Genomic DNA, 20,080 nt, shown 5'->3' with positions numbered 1-20,080 from the left:
AATCTGATTGCCGTCCATGATTTATCCTCTCTGAAAAAAGTGCTTATTTTGCTACAACTCTCAAACAGGAATCCACACCTAACGTCGAGGAGCCTGTTTTTCTTTCCAGAGCGCTTCTCCGCATAAAGTACGAGCTTTATTTCAGAGAGAAAGACAGGCTGCTGGCAGGTAAATTAGCCGATTCATCAGTCATATCATCTTTGACCTTAAACGTTATCCATATCTGCAATAGCTAATCTGAAGTCGCAGGCTTACGAACAGTGTCATCGAAAAGTGAAGCGGATTAGTCGTTTTTCAGGTTGCTTTATAACCGCGACTTATACATGTGCTCATAAATATCATTCTTGCTTTAAAAAGATACGAAAATTAATGTAAAAAAATAATTAGCGTATCTGTTTTTAGATTTTAGTTGGCTGGCTATATGATATAAGTCTTGAAAAATAAATAAGTATCATTAAAAGCAAGCCAGGTGTCAGGATATATAATTGATTTTGATCAATTAAAGCGACACAAATTTAAATGGTTATGTTTACTTTTTTGTGTCGCTTTAATATTGTGAGAAACACAAAGTCACTCCAACAATAAAAAAATAGCTTGACGAGGTTGATAACGATGCACGATAAAATTGCACATACCATGGACATGCCGCCAGCAACGCCACAGCCGAATGTTTATCCACTGAGCTGGGAAACTAAGTCTTCCAAAGCGGAAGAGATCTGGGATGCTTCTCTGCGTGAAGCGTGGAACCCGAAAGATCTGCCATGGGATACGTTCGATCCATCCAGCTACTCATGGGAAGAGCGTGAAGCCATGGCGTACTGGTGGACTCTGCTGTCTGTATTTGATGCATCTGCTCCTCCGGTATTTGCAGAAGCCTTTATCAAGACTTATGAAGACCACGAAGAAGACGCAATCCGTCGCTGCTTCTTCTCTGTAACCCGCGATGAGCAGAACCATGAGCAGATGTGTGGTCTGGTTATCACCAAACTGCTGGAATGCAGTAGCCCTCTGGAATATGAGCCAAAAACAGATCTGGGTAAGCGCCTTAAGCGTAATGCTGCATGGCTGTACTACAACGGTGGTCGTTACTGGAACGGTTACAAGCAAGCAGTACCTAAGTACAGCCTGGCCGTACTGTTCAGCTCCTTCCTGATGGGTGAGATCGCTGCTGCGACTATCTTTAAGCAGATGTCCCAGAGCTGTGAAGAGCTGGTTTTCACTGAAGCATTCAAAAACATCGGCCGTGACGAAGGTCGTCACATGGCAATCTGCCTGGCGCTGATGGAGCGTGATTACCCGAATCTGTCTCAGGAAGATCGCAGTGTCATCACCAAGCAGATCCGTGCCGGTTACCTGTTCCTGTCTGCGGTGCTGTTTGAGCCGCCAGAAGAGTTCTGGGATCTGCCAGAAGATTTTATTGCTACCCAGCGTGAAGCAGAAGCGATTGCTCGTGAAGCAGGCTTTGGTATTCCTACTTATGAAGATAAGAAGGAAAACTGGCGCAGCGCTATGCTGAACCTGAAGGCTGTGCTGGATAAGTATGACACTCCATTCCCGGCTATTCCTGAAGTAGGTATTTCTGGTCAGGAAGTGACTCAGGAAGATCTGGACGCTGCGGACATTATCCCAATCTTCTGATGGATTGAGCGGTATAAACCAGAGACGCTCCGGTGTCTCTGGTTTGTTGCTATCTGAAATATGTGAAAATTTATCCGAATTGATACAGGCCCGTTGACCAGCCCTGCTCTGAATATCATCTGAAACTGCAATACATAATAAAAACTACCCATTCAGAGTTGTGCAACGAGCCAGCAACAGAGACTCAGGAGAGACCCATGGGAATCATTCTTCTATCACCGTCAGGTAAAGCCGTTGAATACAGCCGGGGCGAGACGGTACTGGAAACCCTTGAGCGAGCGGGTTACGCTCTGCAGAACAACTGTCGTGCCGGTGCCTGTGGCGAGTGTAAAGTAAAAGTTACCCGGGGTGAGTTTGACCAGGGTATGGTACTGGATATGGCTCTGTCTCCGGCGGAGCGCGAAGAAGGTTATGGTCTGATGTGCATGGCCAAACCTCTGACAGAAGAGCTGGAAATTGAGTGGGGTACTGAAGATGCCCAGCCCAGGCTGTTCCCGCCAACTGAAAATATTCGCTGTGTTGTGACTGATCGCATTGAGCGTACCCCTCGTATTATCGAATTACGTGTGCGTCCGATAGGTAATCAGATGCGTTACTGGCCTGGCCAGTATGTCATGATTAACGATACTGATCGTCAGATTACTGCCCGCTGTTACTCTATTGCCAACGCGCCAACGAATGATGGCGAAATTGTACTGCAGATTACCCGTGTGCCCGATGGTGAAACCAGTAACTGGATTCATGACAGCCTGTTTCCGGGTAGTATGCTGAATATGTCAGGCCCGTACGGAACCTTTATCGGTGATCCGAGTACTGATGGTCCTGTATTGTGTCTGGTCGCAGGAACTGGGCTGGCCCCTATTCTGGGACTGACCGATGCAGCTCTGAGACGGGGTTTTAAACAGCAGGTGCACCTGTTGTTCTCTGGTAAAAAAGAAGAAGATATTTACTGCCGTGGTCTGTTAGAGTTCTGGAATAAGAAACATCGTCGTTTCAAATTTATTCCGACGCTGACGCAGGAAGAAAAAGAGGGCTATCATCACGGCCGTATCCCAGCGATTCTGGGGGATCTGTATAAAGATCTGTCCCGGCATTCTATCTATATTGCCGGTAGTCCTGAGTTTGTGGAAGCCTGTGCTGAAGCTGTCCGTAAACTGGGGGCTCAGGATGAGATGATTCACAGCGAAGGTTTCTTTGATCAGGCATTACCTGTTGCACCAGAAAGCGGGCGTCTGGTGTAAAGTGCTGTATGTCAGAATAAAGGAAGCCCCCATTCTGGCAGCTGGTTGTCTGGTGGTTTTTATGGGTTCAGTGCTGGCTTCAATGGCAATGTGGTCAGGCTGAACCCGTTATCAGCTATTCATGTTGCCATTAATGCTTTCAGTCTGCCCCGTATTTATCCTGGTACTATCCCGTGGTTATCGGTCTTCCCTTTTGTCAATCACCTGCAGATCAGGTTTAATCCTGATGCAGGTTGTTTTTCCTGAGATATTCTTTCAGTGGCAGCATATTATGTTTCCGAAGCTGGGCTCTTAGCTGGTGGTAGCTGAGTTGCAAGTATTCCGCTGTTATTTGCTGATTGAAGTGGTTTCTGATCAGGGCTTCTTCTACCAGCTGTTTTTCCATACTGGTAATCTGGCTATGAAAGTCCCGTTTTTGTATCCCGCTTTGACTTGTATCGTGGCTGAGAGGAGAGGGTGCGTCCGGTTTACTGTCATCCTGATCTGATGGGGAGCCTCTTAAGTCTGTAGCTTCCTGGGTTATTGTTCGGACGGTATTTTCAGCTGATGGCCAGGGACTGACAAAAGGATCTATGATGATATGGTCAACTTCCTGTTCCGGGTCTTCCCAGCGATAAATACTCCGCTCAATCACGTTCTTTAATTCTCGTACATTGCCTGGCCAGTGGTAATGACTGAGTGTTTCAATCGCTTGTTGTGTAAACCCAGGGAAAAAGGGTCTTTCCAGTTCATTGCACATCATGATTGCAAAGTGATTAGCCAGTAGGATCAGGTCATTATCTCTGGCACGTAATGGCGGTATATGGACAACATCAAAGGCTAACCGATCAAGCAGGTCAGCCCTGAATTCTCCTTTCTCTGCCATTGTTTTCAGGTCTGCATTAGTGGCTCCGATTAAGCGTACATCGACCTGTATCGTTTTATGGCCGCCTACCCGTTCCAGCTCGCCGTATTCAATCACTCTGAGCAATTTCTCCTGAACCCGGCTGGAGCAGGTGCCCAGTTCATCCAGAAACAGGGTGCCACTATCTGCGCGTTCAAAACGGCCTTTATGCTGACGACTGGCTCCGGTGAAGGCCCCGCTTTCGTGGCCGAACAGCTCGGATTCAAGCAGTGTTTCGCTCATGCTGGCGCAGTTCAGCTTAATAAAAGGAGCATCCCATCTGTCAGACAGATAATGAAGGCGTTCGGCTACCAGCTCCTTACCACTGCCTCGTTCACCCAGTACCAGAATGGGCTTATTCAGCAGAGCCAGTTTTTCAGTGTGCTCCATCATATCCATGAGGGCTGATGACTCACCGATCATTTGCTGTTTCATGCTGCTCATTAAATAACTTCCTGATCATTTTATAGTTTATAAAGCTATTTTATAGCTTTTTTAACCAGTATTAAAACCCATGTAAAATCACCAAAAAATATTAAAAACCTTTTGTATCAAAGAGTTATGCTGTTTTCTGGTTTTTGGCACGCAAATAGCAATGTATAGAGTTAAGCAAACAAGTTAATGAGTAATCAGTTTGCTGAGCGCTGAATTTTCCGCTTCAGCAAAGGTTATCTTCAAGATCTGTTATGAAACAGGAGTGACACTATGGGTATTTTTTCTCGCTTTCAGGATATTGTAAACGCCAATATTACAGCCCTGCTGGATCGTGCTGAAGATCCTCAGAAGATGATTCGCATGATGATTCAGGAGATGCAGGAAACACTGGTGGAAGTACGCACTGCGTCCGCTAAAGTGATTGCGGATCGTAAAAGTACAGAGCGTAAGTTAGAGAATCTGCAGAAAGAGGCTGCGGAATGGGAAAGCAAAGCTGGAATGGCGCTTTCTAAAGGACGTGAAGATCTGGCACGGGCAGCACTGGCTGAACATGCAACCGTTGCAGAGATGGCTCAGCAGACGGCTGAAGAGCTTGAACAGATCAATCTGCATCTGGATGAGCTGAATAATGAGATTACACTTCTGCAGCGTAAGCTGGATGATGCCAAAGCGAAGCAAAAATCTCTGGTAGCCCGTGAGCAGAGTGCACGTTCTCGCCTGGATATGCGTCGTCGCTTCAGTCGCGAAAAACTGGATGATGCTTTTGCTAAGTTCGATCAGTACGAGCGTCGTATGGATGATCTGGAAGCAGAAGTGGAAAGTTATGATCTGGGCAGTAAAGATCTTGCCAGTGAGATTGACGATCTGGCTCGGAACGATAAGGTAGACAAAGCTCTGGCTGAACTGAAGGCCAGAATGGAGAAACAAAACTCAGGTGAGTAACTATGTCCGGAATGGTGTTCTTTTTTGTTCCTGCTGTCATTTTTATGGGGTTGGTGTTACCGCTCTGGCTGATTTTGCACTACATCAGCAAATCAAGGCAGTCCCGTGGTCTTTCTGCTCAGGATCGCCAGGCGCTGGTTGAAGCCCTGGACGTCGTTGAAAAACTGGAAGATCGAATTGAAACGTTAGAAGCCATTCTTGATGCGGATCACTCAAACTGGAGAACCCGACGTTCGGGTTCTTCAGGAACCGCATCGGCAAGGAGTGAATAATGTTTAAAAACAAGCATCAGGGTTACAACATGGATCTGTATCGCAGCGACAGAAATCGCTGGATAGCAGGAGTATGTGGTGGAATTGCAGAGAATATGAACTGGCCAGTCTGGCTGGTAAGGCTGGGCGCTTTTGCACTTTTTATTGTGACGGGAAGTTTCGTTATTCTCGCTTATATTCTGGCTATTTTTTTACTGGATAGAAGAGATAAAGTTATTGAAGACTACGAGCGTACTGATCGCTCCCATAGTCATGGAGGTCATGCCCATTCGGCCCGGAGACATCACTCCGGAATGAAAGAAACGGTATTTAATTATCAGAAAACACCTGGTAGCCAGGTAAAAGATCTGGCATCAAGACTGAAGGATCTGGATGGTCGTCTTCAGTCAATGGAAACCTATGTGACCTCACGCAAGTTTCAGATTGATCAGGAACTGAAACGCTCCTGATCCAGCCTTCGAATATTTCATGTTAAGCATCAGGTCATGGCCGATTGAGTTTTAATCGGCCCGGACCTCACTTTGCCTGAATTCTGATTACCGGGTTATTAAAAGGGAATTGCAACATGTCAGAACAGAATCTTAATCACGCTGAATTTAAGAGGAATATAACAATGGTTCCGGCAAACTCTTCATCTGTCACTGCTTTTATTATGCTTATGGGGCTGATTATGCTTATGATTTCAGCCCGCTCTGAAGCCGGATACTTTAACGCTGCCATGAAGCGCATCATGGTTGAAAATAAAGATCAGCCGGTCCCGGTTTTATTATTTTACCCCAGTGAACAAGCGGAAATGTCCATTGATATTGGCCCTTACAATATTCAGGTTGCTCCGGATGCTGATATTAGTCCCGGGAAGTTTCCATTAGTGCTTATTTCTCATGGTTCAGGGGGCGGCCCTCTCGGACACAGAAGTATTGCTCTGCATCTGGCCAGACAAGGGTATGTGGTTGCTGCAGTGATGCATCCGCAGAATAATTTCATGGATAACAGTGCAGAAGGGACAGACCTGAACTGGCAGCAAAGACCAGAACATCTGCGAGTCGTGATGGATCACCTGTATGGCAATAGTGCAATATCATCTTCCCTTAAACCTGATACTGTTGCAGTAATAGGCCATTCTGCCGGTGGCTATACCGCTCTGTCTGTTGCTGGCGGTGAAGCAGATCTGAATAGGCTGACAGGGCTATGTGATCAACACCCGGAAGACAATGCTGTATTCTGCCAGAAAAAACCGGGGGATCTATCTGCACCTGCATTTAAAGAAAGAGCTGTGATACCCGGAGTACCCGATAAACGGATTAAGGCACTGATTCTGATGGCTCCGGTAGGCATTGTTTTTCAGAATGAGGGGGCATTGAATAAACTGAATGTTCCGGTACTTCTGATGCTATCAGAGCACGATGAATTACTACCTGAGGGCTTTCATGCCGGGATTATTAAGGATAACTGGCCTCAGGGTGAAAGTATCCGCTATGAACGGGTTTCGGGGGCCGGGCATTATGCCTTTATCAGCCCTTTACCCGACATGTTGAGAGCTAAAATAGCTGATGTGGCTTATGATCCTGATGGTTTTGACCGGGTTGTATTTCATCAGAACCTGCCCGCCCGATGTGATAGCTTTCTGAAAAAATATTTAAAATAGAATTCTTATTTAAAAGTTTAGCGTCTATTTTTCTTTTAAAAACATATGGTTATATGGGTGTAATAGAGTGTAGTAGAGGATATTTCTGGAGTGGAGTAGTATTAGCGAGACGGTCATTGTCATGCTGTTACAGACTTTTGGTGAGTCAATTTAATTGGTCAGGGGGAATTTTTTTCTCTGCCTATATGACCTATGGATGGCTGTGTGAAAGAATTGATCAGGTATATCAGATTTCCTTGTCTTATGGACGCCTGAACAATATGGCCATTTGAATAGAAAGCCCAAAGTACTATGGATTGTTTCTTCGATGGGGTGTTAGTCGTTATGCTTTTTTATTCTTGATGCAGCTGATAGTTTCAGGCTTTTTGTAAGCCTGCTGCATAAATTGTTTTATTGCATGTTCTGACTGGTCGGAATACAGGGGAGTGAAGTATGATGAGCATACTGAAAAAGGAGTGTACCGGAGATGATATTGTGATACGGATTTTAGAAACATCTGCATTTTCTTTTCCAAAAAGTTTTAAAAAAAGCAATGAAGACTTTTTCCTGTCCCCCAAACGAACAAAAGACGGCTATGTTGTAGCAATTGCTGATGGCGTAGGCTCATATAAGGGGGCAAAGGAAGCATCCAGTGCTGCTATTTCATGTGTGGATGAACTGGCTTCTGAAATGGATCAGGTAGAAATAGAGTCTGTCTTCAGCTCTGCTTATAGAAGAGTGTGTTCTTTATTCGATATTAATAATGATTTTGAAAACGCTTCAACCACTCTGACAGTGTGTCATATTAATGATAAGGGGTTGACTGTTGGTCATGTCGGTGATTGTCGGGTTTATATTAAAAGTGGTAATAAGCTGAAGCAAATAACAAAAGACCATACTCATTATCAGCAATTACTTGATGAAAATATATACTCGAAAGATGAAATAGAAAGAATGGTAAGAAAAAGTGCGATTACTAATGCCATATCGCGAAAAATTACCTTTAAAGTAGAGGAAACCTTTATTCCGAAAGATGAGCTGGAACTGGATGATAATCAGCTATCAATATATCTGATGAGTGATGGTGCCTATCATTTCTGGGAGAAACGCCCCCAGTTTTCTCCTAATACTATGCGTAGTGTGTCAAAATTCTGTACAAATTTTCTGCGTAGAATAGAGCGAAATATTCCAATAGATGACTACTCTATGGTAGGGTTTACAGTTGAGTGGAATGACTGAGGCCGGTTATCAGACCCGGTGGTCAGTATTAGCTACTTTGCTTATTCGTTCACAATGTTCTTTTTTTTATTGGGATTTAAGATTTAAAGTTAAATCATTTTCCGATTTTGATCTTAAGTGGATAAATGATATTATCCAGCTCTCTCTTGAGTTACCTTCGAGGGATTTATTCTTTTGATTAAATATAGCTTTATAAAGCCATTTTTATTGTAATCGATTCTTGTTTGCCAGGGGTTATTGGTATTAACTGGAAACAGGAAAAGGCATGCCCTATAGAGAGGCTATCTCTCTGTTGTCCCCCTCTGAACTGATTCAAAGCTTGCGGCTGGGAGCCAGAGAGATATACGGGATGATAATCATAACTGCCAGAAAGCTGAGTAATAGCTCAAAAATTGTTCTCTGATATTCAAACAGAAATTCAGTGCCCATAAACCCTTTACCGTGATATAGCACAGCCATCAGCACTGCGGGAAACAGACAGATAAATAATCTGGTCATTCGGCAGGCCCAGCGCTTATTCCATAAATTGCCTATCAGGCAGAAAAGGAAAATAGCTCCCATCAGACAGGCCCACTGTATATCGCGGATAAAATAAGACAATTCAGCATACTGAGGCGCAATGCTGAAGCTGAACACCATTTTATTCCACAATGTGCTCAATTGTTCACCGATTGATCCGGATACTTCAAGTGCAGCTGACAATGCGGTAAGGGAAAATAGCAGGTTGAACAGGCAAACACCGATATACACAAGACTGAGCCATTTAAGCATCGTTACATCTCCTGTGGTTCTTCAGACGTAACTCAACCCTGAGTTGCAGTATTCAGTTCATAGCAAGACAAAGAATGTCTTATATAAAAAGGTAGCTGACTTTCCTCTTATACGGCGACCAAAAACAGACTATTCTGTAAAAAAATGTATCTGTTTTCATTAGGTTAATGGACTCTATCATGAACAAAGCAGCTCTTTTTCTCCCTTTAATAATATTTATATTCAGTTCATCTGTTATTGCTGAAACCATTGGAAATATCAGTGCGGTACAAGGAAGTGCCAGCATTCAGCGAGGAGAACAGGTTTTGCCCGTCAGGCCCGATACCCTGATCCAGACCGGTGATCAGCTTATTACTCCAAAAGGCGGTAAAATCAGATTCCGTTTGCGTGATAACACCCGAATTACACTGGCTGAAGGCACCCGGTTCAGTATTAAACGTTATCAATACAATGCTGAAAAGAGTACGTCTGATGTGAAGTTCAAGCTGGCAGAAGGCGCATTCCGGGCTGTTACAGGTGCGATAGGTTTGCAGAAAAAACCGGTATTCGAAGTGGAGACCTCGGTAGCTACTATGGGTATACGAGGAACCGATTTCTGGGGTGGCTTTATTTTCTCTGACGCTCTGGATGTGACCATGATTTCCGGTAAAGGCGTTTATATCAGAAATGCTGATGGTCAGGTTGAACTGACTCAGGCCGGTCAGGGGACAACCGTTAAAGCAGGGCAAGCTCCGGGGGCGGTCAAAAGCTGGCCTGAAAGTAAGCTGCAAAGAGCGATTGCGACAACTGCACTGGAAGGTGATGAATAACTGAGTTATTGCGTATCTGGTGCAGTACAATTCTGTTGGAATCAGCAGAGTGTTTCCTGACGTGGCATAATCCGACATCATTGATAAATGGGATACAGGAAATCATCTTATGGATATTGATGCGCTCAGAAGCTTTATTGCCTTTGTCGATACCGGCAGTTTTACCCGGGCTGCCCGACAAACCTTTCGTACACAAAGCGCAATCAGCATGCAGATGAAAAAGCTGGAAGAAGAGACCGGGCAATCCTTATTTGTTCGCAAAGGACGAAATCTGGCGCTAACAGATGATGGTCAGCTTCTGGTCAGTTATGCTCGCCGCATTCTGGCGATGCATGATGAGGCTCTGGCTGAGCTGAAAAAACAGGAGCAACTGCCACCTCTTATTATTGGTTGTCCGGATGATTACGCTCAGTCTATTCTGCCTGATATTGTTGAACTGATCCTCACTAGTCAGCCAGAACAAAGTATTCGTATCCACTGTGACTGCAGTGCAGAGTTGCGTAAGAAGCTGGACCTATGCGAAATAGATATGGCTATTCTGACCCGTTCTCCGGAAAAAGAAGAAGGATATCTGTTGCGCAATGATACTGGTGTCTGGGCCTGGGGAGGGGATGATACCCTGTTAACCCGTGAGCGATTGCCCCTGATTCTGTATGAACCGGACTGCCAGTTCCACAGTACAGCCATTGATGGTCTGGAACGACAAGGGAGGGCCTATCAGCTGATAGCTTCTTCAGCCAGTGCCACAGCGATTAAGAGCCTTGTGCTTAAACATAAAGGCATTACTGCTATGGCCAGATCCAGTGCTGAAAATGAATTGATGACGATCACTCATACTGATCTGCCACCCTTACCGGCTGTAGATGTGGTTCTTGCACTATCAACGGCACCTCATCAGGCTTTTGGTTCAGCAAGAATGGCAGGTATCTGCAGCCAATATCATAAAAACTGGTTATTGAGCTGTTCAGAATCTGAGCTGGCTTGTTCTGCCTGAGTTTTTAAAGCGTAGCGCTTTATATTTTTCCTGGCAGATATTGATGTCATAAGATCATAGCCTTAGACTCCGTATTTTACTTCACTCAGGCAACAGATGGATTTTTTCAGACGTCACTCCGGCTCAGCAACAACACGTGTCAGCATACAAAAAGAAGGTAACCGCCAGATCAGGCAAATCAGTGAAGCGGTTACTACCGTGCCCTGGGGAATATCTCTGTTCTCTCTGGCATGGACAGCAGGTCCTGTTACTCTTTTTGCCGCGCAAATCAGTTATCTGCTGGGATACAATAAAGCACCTACTCAGGAAAACCTGGTCTTTTTTTTCGTTTATACCGTGATTACTGGTGTTGCAGGTATTGTTGCCCAGTTAACCTACAAGCTGACACAGGTTCCTAAAATAGAGCAGCAGAAAAAGCAGATCTCACTGGTACTGGAACAACTCCCTGAATTACGCTGGCAAACACTGGATCTTGCAACTCACCCTCTGTCAGCGGAACAAAGAGCGCGCTATGTTGCCCGTATTCTGTTGCAGAAAGTAGATCTTGACCCGGAATCCCTGAAACAGGCGGTTTTTGATCTCACGGGCAACAAAGCTTTTGCCCGTCTTCTCAGTCAGATTGAAATCTACCGACAAGTGGGGATGGATCGAAGGATTGATGATCTGACAGACAATCAACGTTTTCTGATTCGCCATGTCATGATTGAGCTGGAACATATTGAGCCTGATGCGATTCCGATCCTCAGGACCCGATTACAAGGCGATAGCCCGGATTTGAAAAGTGGTATGCCGCGCCAGGAAAACTTTATTGAGCGTATTTTTGCGGCGATTGAAGAAGAAAACGATCTGCTGATGACCCATGAAGATGTTGAGGAGATGATCGTTCTGGCTTTTGAGCTGCTTTGTGGCCGGAAGATACCTATGCTGGTGTTTGATTATAAAGGTCGCTGGGAGCTGGCTAATGCGCTGGATAATATGGAAACAGTACGCAGTGAATACCGTATTGCTCAGGCTCGGGGGCTCAGTCGTATCCGTGCACTGGCCAGCTACATTAATAAGCAGAAAACTGAACGTAAAGAGCCTGATGCAAAAAGCATTGAACTGTTACAACTTAATCAGTCAGCAGATCTGCTGGTTGAACTGGCAGAAGAGTTTATTGATGAAAAAGCGGCTGATCTGAGAGAGTACTGTATCAGAACCCGTAAGCAGCGGAAGAAACCAGATAGCCTTTGGGTGCACCAACAGGCCGATATTCTTTCAGATGCGATCTCTCTATGGAAAGAGATTCGTAGAGCGTATGAACAGATTGGTAGAAAACATGCCCAGTTACTGAAAACATCTGATCGCTGGGAGAAGTTTATTTCACGCTTTTCCGTGCAAGAGGAAAAATTGCAGATTAATTCAGGGCAACGGGGTCTTAGAGTTAAAGAAAAAGAGATTTCTCTTGATGATAAGGATAAAGCGGATGTCTGCGAAAAATTATATCGTTTTCTGGTAGACAATAAGTTGACTACAGAAGACCAGAGTAAAGCACGACAAAAATCATTACGAGGCCGTGTTGCCAGCTCAGAATTACCTGATGACCATATTACACCTGAAATGGCTAAACAGCTGGCGATTGAAATTGCCCTGGCGCTGGAACCTCATATTCACCTGAGCCGTCCTGAGATTCAAAGGGCTATTTACAGCACCTATGCTACTTATATGAATGATATTGAGCCAGGCATGAGTGCAGCGACTAAAGCTGCGATGGGGGCCGCGATGGCTGTTGAAAAACGACATGATTTTTCTGGTGCTGCAGAGCGTCTGGCTCTGGCTCTGGTAAAACATTACCGGGTGGAACTCAGCGAAGAGGCCATCGCTTTTTTGCGGGATAACTACCATGCCAGGGAATCAAGACTGAACCTGATCAATCAGTATTCCAGTAACCGGGAGCGCAATGTCAGCTATCTGAACCTGCGTCCTCCTGTGGTCGTCGCGCCAAAGAGGGAATGGTATCTGGCATTGATTGAAGCAAGAAGGACTGTACTCTGATTTGAGGTGAATAGTGTTGGGTGTGGGAGGCTGGTTATCACTTATGCTGTATACATTTTAGGTTTAAGTAAGGCCAGCAGTTCACAGCTACTCTCAGATAAATCCTGCCAGCTGTCACCATCGAATCCAAGCTGGACATAAGCACACGTCGGGATATTATCCAGCTTGCAGTCTGTCAGCCAGTTGACCAGATCCGTTAATGCCGGGTTGTGGGCAATAACTGTCACCTCTTCCAGTGTATCGTTTAATTGCTGGCACCAGATCAATAATTCCTCCGGGTCAAAGGTGTACAGGCGATTATCCAGCTGCCAGTGAAGCTTATTTTTTTCAGATTCTTATCAATCAGCTCTATGGTTTGTTGAGTACGGACAGCAGGACTGCAAAAAATAGTATCCAGTTCACTGGCTGCCATCAGAATAGGCCTTGCCATGACTCCGCAGGCTTTGATGCCTCTTTTATTCAGAGGTCGTTGCTTATCTTTTAATTCCGGATCTGCCCAGCTGGATTTAGCATGGCGTATGAGGTGTAGTTTTTTCATAAAGTTACCGACATCCCGGTCAATTATCAGCCATAAGGTTAGCATAGTTTTGTTACGGTATGTATGGATGTACCTGAATTCATGCAATGATTCGACATTCCCTAACATGAAAGCCCGTGACGAGTATCAGGCCTATCGGCGATAATGAACAGATCTTTCGCCGATAACACAGTAACAGGAGCGAAACATGGCGCTTAAATATCGGGGGATAGCACTGATTCTGGCTTCATCCCTGATCATATCCGGTTGTGAAACGACCAACCCTTATACCGGTGAACAACAGACATCAAATGCAACTAAAGGCGGCCTGATCGGGGCTGGAGTCGGTGTGCTGGTCGGACTGGCAACAGGGGATAACAGTAAAGAAAGACGAAATCGGGCTATAGCTCTGGGTATGGCTGGCGGCCTGGCCGGAACCGGTATTGGATATAACGCCGATCAGACAGAAGCTAAGCTGAGAAACAAACTGGAAAGCCAGGGCGTCAGAGTTATCCGGGAAGGCGATAATATTCGCCTGGTGATGCCAAACAGTATCACCTTTGATAAAAATGAGGCCACACTTAAGCCTCAGGCTCAGGACACTATTGAAGCCGTTGCTCTGGTTCTGCAGGAGTTTTCAGCCGTTACCGCTCGTGTTAATGGCCACACAGATAATACCGGATCACGTAAGCTGAATGAGCGCTTGTCTCTGCAGCGAGCAGAAAAAGTTGGTATCGCTCTGGGGAGGCAGGGTATAGCAATGCAGCGTATCAGTATGACAGGTTATGCATTTGATCTGCCTCTGGCATCAAATAGCACAGCAGAGGGCAGGGCGCAGAACCGAAGGGTTGAGATTTACCTGGTTAATCCGCCGCCGCAGTGATTTTTGCGAACTTCTGTAATAAAGAACCTGGCACGGTTGAGTGCCAGATTCTTTATGTAAATCGCTTAATATCCTGTCATTTGCTCGGGGGTTGCGTGAGATTTTAGCCAGTTACGGACAATTTCTACTCCGGGTTTAGGACGGAATAACCCTGGAGGCTCTAACATATAAAATTGAGATTGAGTGGTCAGACTTTTATCGACCGGTCGAACCAGCAATCCACTGGCCAGATACCCGTCCACCAGGTTGGCCCAGGCCAGAGCAATTCCCTGACCGTTCAGAGCGGCCTGAATGACTAGTAAATAGCTGTTCATCTTCAGACGCCGTGTACTTTCACCAGGAAATGGCAGACTACAGCCATCAAACCAATCCCGCCAGTTCAGCCAGTATTCTTTGACCTCCAGTGATAACAAGGTGCCTGTATGTAGCTGTTCCGGGTTGCTGATCTGTGGATTTTTTTCTAAATATCCTGGACTGCATACGGGAAATACATTTTCGCTGAACAGAGGTGTCGCTGTGAGTGTGTCAGGTTCCTGATGGCAATAAAACAGAGCCAGGTCGAATTCGTTATGGCGCAGGTGCCGTAATGAATCAAGGGCAATGATACGCAGATCAATATCCGGATACTCTTCCTGAAATTGATTAAACCGAGGCAATAGCCAATAAGATGCCATCGCATTAGTTGTTACCACTGTTACTTGCTTTTCGCCCTGCCATTGCAGTACATCCCCGGTCGCACTGGCTAGTTGTAACAGTGACTGTTGTACATGTTCGTAATATTCTGTCCCGGTATCGGTTAATAATAGTGCTCGTTTATCACGGATAAACAGAGCTCTTCCAAGATAATCTTCCAGGTGGCGAACCTGGCGACTGATGGCTCCCTGAGTCACATTCAGTTCATCGGCTGCACGGGTAAAACTGAGATAACGGGCGGCGGCCTCAAAAGCCACCAGGCTGTTGAGTGGTGGTAAAGGTTTGATACGCATTGCTAAACCTCAATGCAGTGGCCCGGATGGCCTGTACGGTCAAAACAGGAAAAGCCGTAACCAGAGACTAAAGCCCGGATTACGGCTTCTTAATTATTATTTTTCAGAACTAAAGCAAAGATAAACAATGCTCAGCGAAACAAAAAAATTTGATACTACCAGCTAAGAACATCGGGCAATACAGCGTTGTTTGCTATGAAAATGCTGGTTTTGCGTTCAGCTTAAACCAGTTCTGCTGACTCCGCTTGCTCAGACTTCTGTGGGGATCTGTCTTTTTGCGACACAGGGTTAGCTGATGTTGAGTTCTGATACTCTGCAATTTGTGTCAGTGCCTGAGCTATATTGACCTGTGCAATGGCTTCGGTCTGCATTGCTTTATGGATCGAGATAGCCATTAAAACCACGAGTAAGGCAGCAGGAAGAGCGGCGCAGATGGTTGCGGTTTGTACCGTTTTCAGGCCACCGGCCCACAGTAAGCCCGCAGCAATCGCACCGATTACCAGTCCCCAGGCAATACGACTGGCCTGCGGCGGTTCCAGACTGCCACGGGACGTCAGGGTACACAGTACCAGAGTGCCTGAGTCTGCAGAGGTCACAAAATAAGTAACCAGAAGGATCGTAGCCAGAGCACTCAGTATATAACTTACTGATGCACCAGAACGGGCCTCAATCTCATCAAACAGTGTAAAAATCGCCTGAGTGGAATCGGCTTTTGTTGCTTGAAGAATGGCACCACCTTTAAACTCTGCAGCTTCTCCTGTCAGCTGTTGCTCCGTGACCTGAGCCTGATGAGCTGTACGGTCTTCGTGTTCGTATTTCAGCGCAGAGCCGCCAAAGGCTGCCATCCACAGGAAGGTAATCAGAGTAGGTGCGATTAATGCACCGACAATCAATTCACGAATAGTACGACCGCGGGATATTCGGGCAATAAACATACCGACAAATGGCGCCCAGGTTAGCCACCACGCCCAATAGAATGCGGTCCACCAGTTTTGCCATTGGGAATCTTCCTGGGCATCACTCCACAGGCTTAAGCCGATAATATTCTGGCTGTAATCTGCGGTGCCTTCCAGCCAGGTGTGCAGAATATAGCGAGTCGGACCAAAGAGCATTACGCCGACCAGAAGCAGGGCTGACAGCCAGACATTACCAATAGATAACAGACGCACCCCGCGACCGACGCCGGACATGACCGACATAATGGCAATCAGAGAAATTGCAAAGATCAGAATGATCTGAGTACCCAGGCTGACTTCGACATTGAACAGCTTCTCGATACCGGTACTCATCTGTTCGACACCGAGGCCAAATGAGGTCGCGATACCAAAAGCGGTAATCGATACCACCATAATATCAATAATCTGCCCCAGCCAGCCCTGCATGCGTCGTTTACCGAATAGCGGTTCCAGTGTGGCTCGAATGGTCAATGGGCGGCCTTTCCGGTAAGACATGTAAGCCAGCCCCAATGCTACTGTTATGTACAGGGCCCAGGGATGCAATCCCCAGTGGAAGTAGCTAATACGCATGGAGGTTTCAGCTGATTCAATACTCATACCTTCAGAGGAAAACGGATTGCCTGCATAATGCCACATAGGCTCAGCTACGGACCAGAACAACAGACCTATGCCCATACCGGCACTGAACAGCATGGATAACCAGGAACCCAGACTGAACTCTGGCGCTTCGTCATCTTTGCCCAGTTTGATATTGCCAAAGCGGCTCATCATCAGATAACCCATAAAAAGCAGTACACCGGTGGCCATGGCCAGGTAAAACCATTTAAACCGGTGCAGAATATCTCCCGAAATATCCGTGAACAGCGCTCCGGCTTTATCTGCCAGTACACCACAGACCACAACAAATCCAATCACGAGGATTTTTGAAATCAGGGTTAAAGTGGGGTCTATTCCTTCGAACAGACCGTTATTCTTATTCATCTATCAGTATCCTTTTTATTATATCGATAGGCACTTGTAGCTGATTTTTTATTTACCTGTTACCTGATATACGCTATCAGACAGGCGCAGGTATTAATCTGTGCTGACAAGCTTTGAGGTCGTGTTTGTTATGTGGCAGGAGCTGTAAATCGTAATGCCGTATAAAAATCACAGCGCTTATGCTTAAAGCCGGAAACCACGTTTAATTGTTATTGATCTGAATACAAGGCTTCACGCATTCGTATGCTTCCGTTACCTGGTTCAGGTCAGGGAAGAGACAAATATGTGAGCATGTCCGTTTCAGATACTCTTCAGCCTTACGGCAAGGGAAATAATCTGAAAAACAATGATCTGCATCAAACGACTTTTCGGCCGTATATTAATGAGTATTTATCATGGGTGGGGGCAACTGGCTTTTGTCAATGGATGCACAGAGGTCAGGCGCTATCACTCTGTGCATTTTCTTTCGGTAAATGGGAGCGTCTGTATCAATAATATTGGCAGCACATGAACGATTAACGCTGATCATCTATCATAGACTGCATCGCATCGACCCAGCTTTGCAGGCCGCCGCTGGCTTCGATACGGCTGATGCCTCGTTGAGTAAATGTCCCTTCAGTCGCGATAGCGCGACCTATATCTCCATAGCTCAGTTCTGGTTGAGCTTCGGCAAAATCTACCGCACTACTAATAGAATAAGCGACCATCTTGCGAGCAGTATCTGCATCCATACCCTGAGCACAACTCCAGTCGATCAGTTGTTGAATCAGGAAATAACTCCAGCCATGTAGACAGGCATGGCTTAGTGATATATCGAACAGATCTTCAGATGGCAGAGGTACTACGTTACCGATCTGGTTAAATAGTTGCTCTGCCACGGGGTTAGCAGGATAAAGTGGAACTGGGCCGGAACATACTTCAGCACTGGTTGACGGTATTACCCGCACCAGTTGGCTGCTCTGCAATGGAGGGAATTGGCGTAGTTGATCCAGTGATACGCCTGCTATAGCAGAGATGACCAGCTGATCTGGCTTAAAGCTGAGGTCTTGTAACAAATCTTCCAGACCATCAGGTCTGACTGCTAACAGGACTATATCGCTTTGATCGATGACTGACTGATTATCTATTGCTATATGGCAATTGCAGCTTTCAGACAGCTCGGCTGCTGTTCTTGCACCTCGGGGAGATAGAATGATTCTACGTAGATCGCCGCTATTTCGTAGCCCCTTAATGGTATAGCTGGCCAGATGACCAACGCCAAGTACTCCGAAAGTCTGGTAATTCATATTTTCTCCTCGCTGATACTGATATTTTGATTAAGTCGGCATAATAACAGGCCTTAGCGCAGCCAGTCTTCTTGCCAGGGGTAAGTGGATAACGGCATACAACCCTCTTTGGTAATCAGCACCTGCTGCTCCAGCTTGATACCCTCTTTACCACCCTGCTCACCGATGTAGCTTTCAACACACACCACCATATTCTCTTCAAAGTGGCCGTTATAACCGGCGCTTTTCCAGTCACTGCCCTGGTGGGCTACAGCAGGGAATTCATCAGCCAGGCCAATACCATGCACCACACAGCAGTAACGGTTGTGATAGAAAGCGTCAGGGATCGGCCAGGCACGTTCGCTAAACTCCTGGAAGCTTAAACCGGCTTTTAACAGCCCCATATTGGACTGCACCTGATCATAAGCCAGTTGGTAAAGACGACGCTGTTCATCGGTGGGTGGTACATGGCCCACAGTCCAGGCACGGGAGATATCTGCACAGTAACCGTAAGGGCCGATCAGGTCGGTATCAAAGGAGACGATTTCCCCCTCCTGCATCACGCGGTCACTGGCTTCCTGCATCCAGGGGTTGGTGCGAGGGCCAGACGATAACAGTCGAGTTTCGATCCACTCTCCGCCATTGCGGATATTCTCAAAGTGCAGCCAGGCCCAGAGTTCATTTTCTGTCATGCCTGGTCGCAGCTCATCGTGCATACGTTGAATGCCCTGCTCACAGACACGAATGGTCCAGCGCATCAGCTCCAGCTCTTCGGCAGATTTAATCAGGCGTGCTTCTTCCATCAGACTATGTCCTTCTACCAGAGTAATGCCCTTGACCATTAGCATTTCCAGACCTTCCAGGTCTGCTTTATCCACGGCTAAGCGAGCGCCTTTTCCGGCATATTGCTTGACAACTGAGGTGATTTCATTGGCCCATTGCTGCGCTTTTTCGCTGATACGAGAACCCGCGCCAAAGTAACTCCAGTTCACGGCGGTGCGTATCTCATCCACCAGATCATTGCCTTCCAGCAAATGCTCACAGTTATGGAATTCCCACAGGATCACCGGGCCTTCGGCAAATACCAGGGCGTAACGGGCAAAGTTGTGCAGCGTCCACACCTGCATATTGGAGCTATCGGTGGCGTAACGAATATTCACCGGGTCATAAAGCAGTACGGCAGCACAATCCTGCTTGATCAGCTGCTCTTTTACCCGTTGTAAACGGTAACGACGGGCCTTGTGATGGGTGTCGATTGAAACTGGATTAACCAGAGGCCTATCCGCTGCGGCTCGGTTGAGATAACCGGTGGTGTGTTCAGGCAAAACTGTCGCTTGTTTTGATAGATTGGGTGCTCGCTCGGTCGCGGTTGACTCTGTATTAGCAGTGATATTAATCGAGGTGTCGATGCTCATAGCCGATCTCTTATTGTTGTTTGCTTTTAGGTTATTGGTTTCAGGTTGATTGGCGCAAAATAAAAGTTTCCCTACCCCGGTGTAAAACGAGCAATCCTCATGAGCTTATGAGCATTTGTCGGGCAAATTTTCTCATGCCATATCCATGACTTTTCCTCATGACCTCGCGGCTGAAAAATCGTTTTTTCCGTTTTC

Annotated in this window: 19 protein-coding genes; 11 read left to right on the top strand and 8 right to left on the bottom strand. The window is 46.2% G+C overall.

Translation table 11 applies throughout. The annotated features are described in order from the left end of the window. The first annotated feature begins 612 nt into the window (after nt 1–612). Both H4O21_RS18115 and H4O21_RS18110 read left to right on the top strand, forming a co-directional pair. A complete protein-coding gene (locus tag H4O21_RS18115) occupies nt 613–1,638 on the top strand; it encodes a hypothetical protein (RefSeq protein ID WP_182810291.1) in 1,026 nt (341 codons plus the stop codon). A gap of 197 nt (nt 1,639–1,835) precedes the next feature. Continuing rightward, on the top strand, nt 1,836–2,879 hold the full coding sequence (locus H4O21_RS18110) for a 2Fe-2S iron-sulfur cluster-binding protein (protein ID WP_182810290.1): 1,044 nt from the start codon (nt 1,836–1,838) through the stop codon (nt 2,877–2,879). Between the two features lie 217 nt (nt 2,880–3,096). On the opposite strand, the gene pspF is transcribed toward H4O21_RS18110, so the two are convergent. Beyond that, nucleotides 3,097–4,206 (bottom strand): phage shock protein operon transcriptional activator, encoded by a 1,110-nt coding sequence (pspF, locus tag H4O21_RS18105; RefSeq protein ID WP_182810289.1) that lies wholly within the window; start codon nt 4,204–4,206, stop codon nt 3,097–3,099. Nucleotides 4,207–4,467: 261 nt separating this feature from the next. Here pspF and pspA point away from each other — a divergent pair, with 261 nt between their 5' ends. The 5 genes from pspA (at nt 4,468) to H4O21_RS18080 (ending at nt 8,274) form a co-directional block, all read left to right on the top strand. Then, nucleotides 4,468–5,139 carry a phage shock protein PspA gene (gene pspA, locus H4O21_RS18100; RefSeq protein ID WP_182810288.1) on the top strand — a complete coding sequence of 224 codons (672 nt, stop codon included), beginning with the start codon at nt 4,468–4,470 and terminating at the stop codon, nt 5,137–5,139. A 2-nt stretch (nt 5,140–5,141) separates the two neighbouring features. Beyond that, a complete protein-coding gene (gene pspB, locus H4O21_RS18095) occupies nt 5,142–5,411 on the top strand; it encodes an envelope stress response membrane protein PspB (protein WP_182810287.1) in 270 nt (89 codons plus the stop codon). Continuing rightward, the gene (locus H4O21_RS18090; protein WP_182810286.1) at nt 5,411–5,860 is read left to right on the top strand and encodes a PspC domain-containing protein; all 450 of its coding nucleotides are present in this window, start codon (nt 5,411–5,413) and stop codon (nt 5,858–5,860) included. The genes pspB and H4O21_RS18090 overlap by 1 nt, the downstream gene beginning before the upstream one ends. Nucleotides 5,861–6,081: 221 nt before the next feature. After that, entirely contained in the window at nt 6,082–7,056 is a 975-nt protein-coding gene (locus H4O21_RS18085) for an alpha/beta hydrolase family protein (RefSeq protein WP_182810285.1), read from the top strand. A gap of 432 nt (nt 7,057–7,488) precedes the next feature. Beyond that, entirely contained in the window at nt 7,489–8,274 is a 786-nt protein-coding gene (locus tag H4O21_RS18080; RefSeq protein WP_220495725.1) for a PP2C family protein-serine/threonine phosphatase, read from the top strand. A 312-nt stretch (nt 8,275–8,586) separates the two neighbouring features. On the opposite strand, the gene H4O21_RS18075 is transcribed toward H4O21_RS18080, so the two are convergent. After that, nucleotides 8,587–9,045: a hypothetical protein gene (locus H4O21_RS18075; protein ID WP_182810284.1), complete on the bottom strand. Its 459-nt coding sequence runs from the start codon at nt 9,043–9,045 to the stop codon at nt 8,587–8,589. Nucleotides 9,046–9,224: 179 nt separating this feature from the next. Between H4O21_RS18075 and H4O21_RS18070 the strand changes: the two genes are divergently transcribed. From H4O21_RS18070 to H4O21_RS18060, 3 genes are all read left to right on the top strand, one after another. Next, the gene (locus tag H4O21_RS18070; RefSeq protein WP_182810283.1) at nt 9,225–9,854 is read left to right on the top strand and encodes a FecR family protein; all 630 of its coding nucleotides are present in this window, start codon (nt 9,225–9,227) and stop codon (nt 9,852–9,854) included. 109 nt (nt 9,855–9,963) lie between these two features. Further along, nucleotides 9,964–10,848 (top strand): LysR family transcriptional regulator, encoded by an 885-nt coding sequence (locus tag H4O21_RS18065; protein ID WP_182810282.1) that lies wholly within the window; start codon nt 9,964–9,966, stop codon nt 10,846–10,848. 96 nt (nt 10,849–10,944) lie between these two features. Then, nucleotides 10,945–12,882, top strand: a complete 1,938-nt coding sequence (locus H4O21_RS18060; protein ID WP_182810281.1) for a coiled-coil domain-containing protein — start codon at nt 10,945–10,947, stop codon at nt 12,880–12,882. A gap of 41 nt (nt 12,883–12,923) precedes the next feature. Here H4O21_RS18060 and H4O21_RS18055 read toward each other — a convergent pair whose 3' ends face one another. Beyond that, complete coding sequence (locus H4O21_RS18055) at nt 12,924–13,148, bottom strand: hypothetical protein (RefSeq protein ID WP_182810280.1); 225 nt, start codon at nt 13,146–13,148, stop codon at nt 12,924–12,926. Beyond that, nucleotides 13,145–13,465 (bottom strand): SixA phosphatase family protein, encoded by a 321-nt coding sequence (locus H4O21_RS18050; RefSeq protein WP_182810279.1) that lies wholly within the window; start codon nt 13,463–13,465, stop codon nt 13,145–13,147. The genes H4O21_RS18055 and H4O21_RS18050 overlap by 4 nt, the downstream gene beginning before the upstream one ends. A gap of 142 nt (nt 13,466–13,607) precedes the next feature. Here H4O21_RS18050 and H4O21_RS18045 point away from each other — a divergent pair, with 142 nt between their 5' ends. Then, nucleotides 13,608–14,282: a YiaD family glycine zipper/OmpA-like lipoprotein gene (locus H4O21_RS18045; RefSeq protein WP_182810278.1), complete on the top strand. Its 675-nt coding sequence runs from the start codon at nt 13,608–13,610 to the stop codon at nt 14,280–14,282. Nucleotides 14,283–14,347: 65 nt separating this feature from the next. Here the strand turns inward: H4O21_RS18045 and H4O21_RS18040 are convergent, their stop codons facing one another. The 4 genes from H4O21_RS18040 to H4O21_RS18025 all read right to left on the bottom strand — a co-directional run bounded on the left by H4O21_RS18040 (nt 14,348) and on the right by H4O21_RS18025 (nt 19,885). Next, complete coding sequence (locus H4O21_RS18040; RefSeq protein ID WP_182810277.1) at nt 14,348–15,268, bottom strand: LysR substrate-binding domain-containing protein; 921 nt, start codon at nt 15,266–15,268, stop codon at nt 14,348–14,350. A gap of 221 nt (nt 15,269–15,489) precedes the next feature. Continuing rightward, entirely contained in the window at nt 15,490–17,205 is a 1,716-nt protein-coding gene (locus H4O21_RS18035; RefSeq protein WP_182810276.1) for a BCCT family transporter, read from the bottom strand. A gap of 515 nt (nt 17,206–17,720) precedes the next feature. Then, entirely contained in the window at nt 17,721–18,491 is a 771-nt protein-coding gene (locus tag H4O21_RS18030; protein ID WP_182810275.1) for an NAD(P)-binding domain-containing protein, read from the bottom strand. Nucleotides 18,492–18,544: 53 nt separating this feature from the next. Continuing rightward, a complete protein-coding gene (locus H4O21_RS18025; protein ID WP_182810274.1) occupies nt 18,545–19,885 on the bottom strand; it encodes a M24 family metallopeptidase in 1,341 nt (446 codons plus the stop codon). Nucleotides 19,886–20,080: the final 195 nt, after the last annotated feature.

This window comes from Oceanospirillum sediminis (assembly GCF_014164585.1).
GTDB lineage: Bacteria > Pseudomonadota > Gammaproteobacteria > Pseudomonadales > Halomonadaceae > Oceanospirillum > Oceanospirillum sediminis.
Note: the sequence above shows the minus strand (reverse complement) of the source record. Positions and strands in the feature narration are given on the sequence as shown.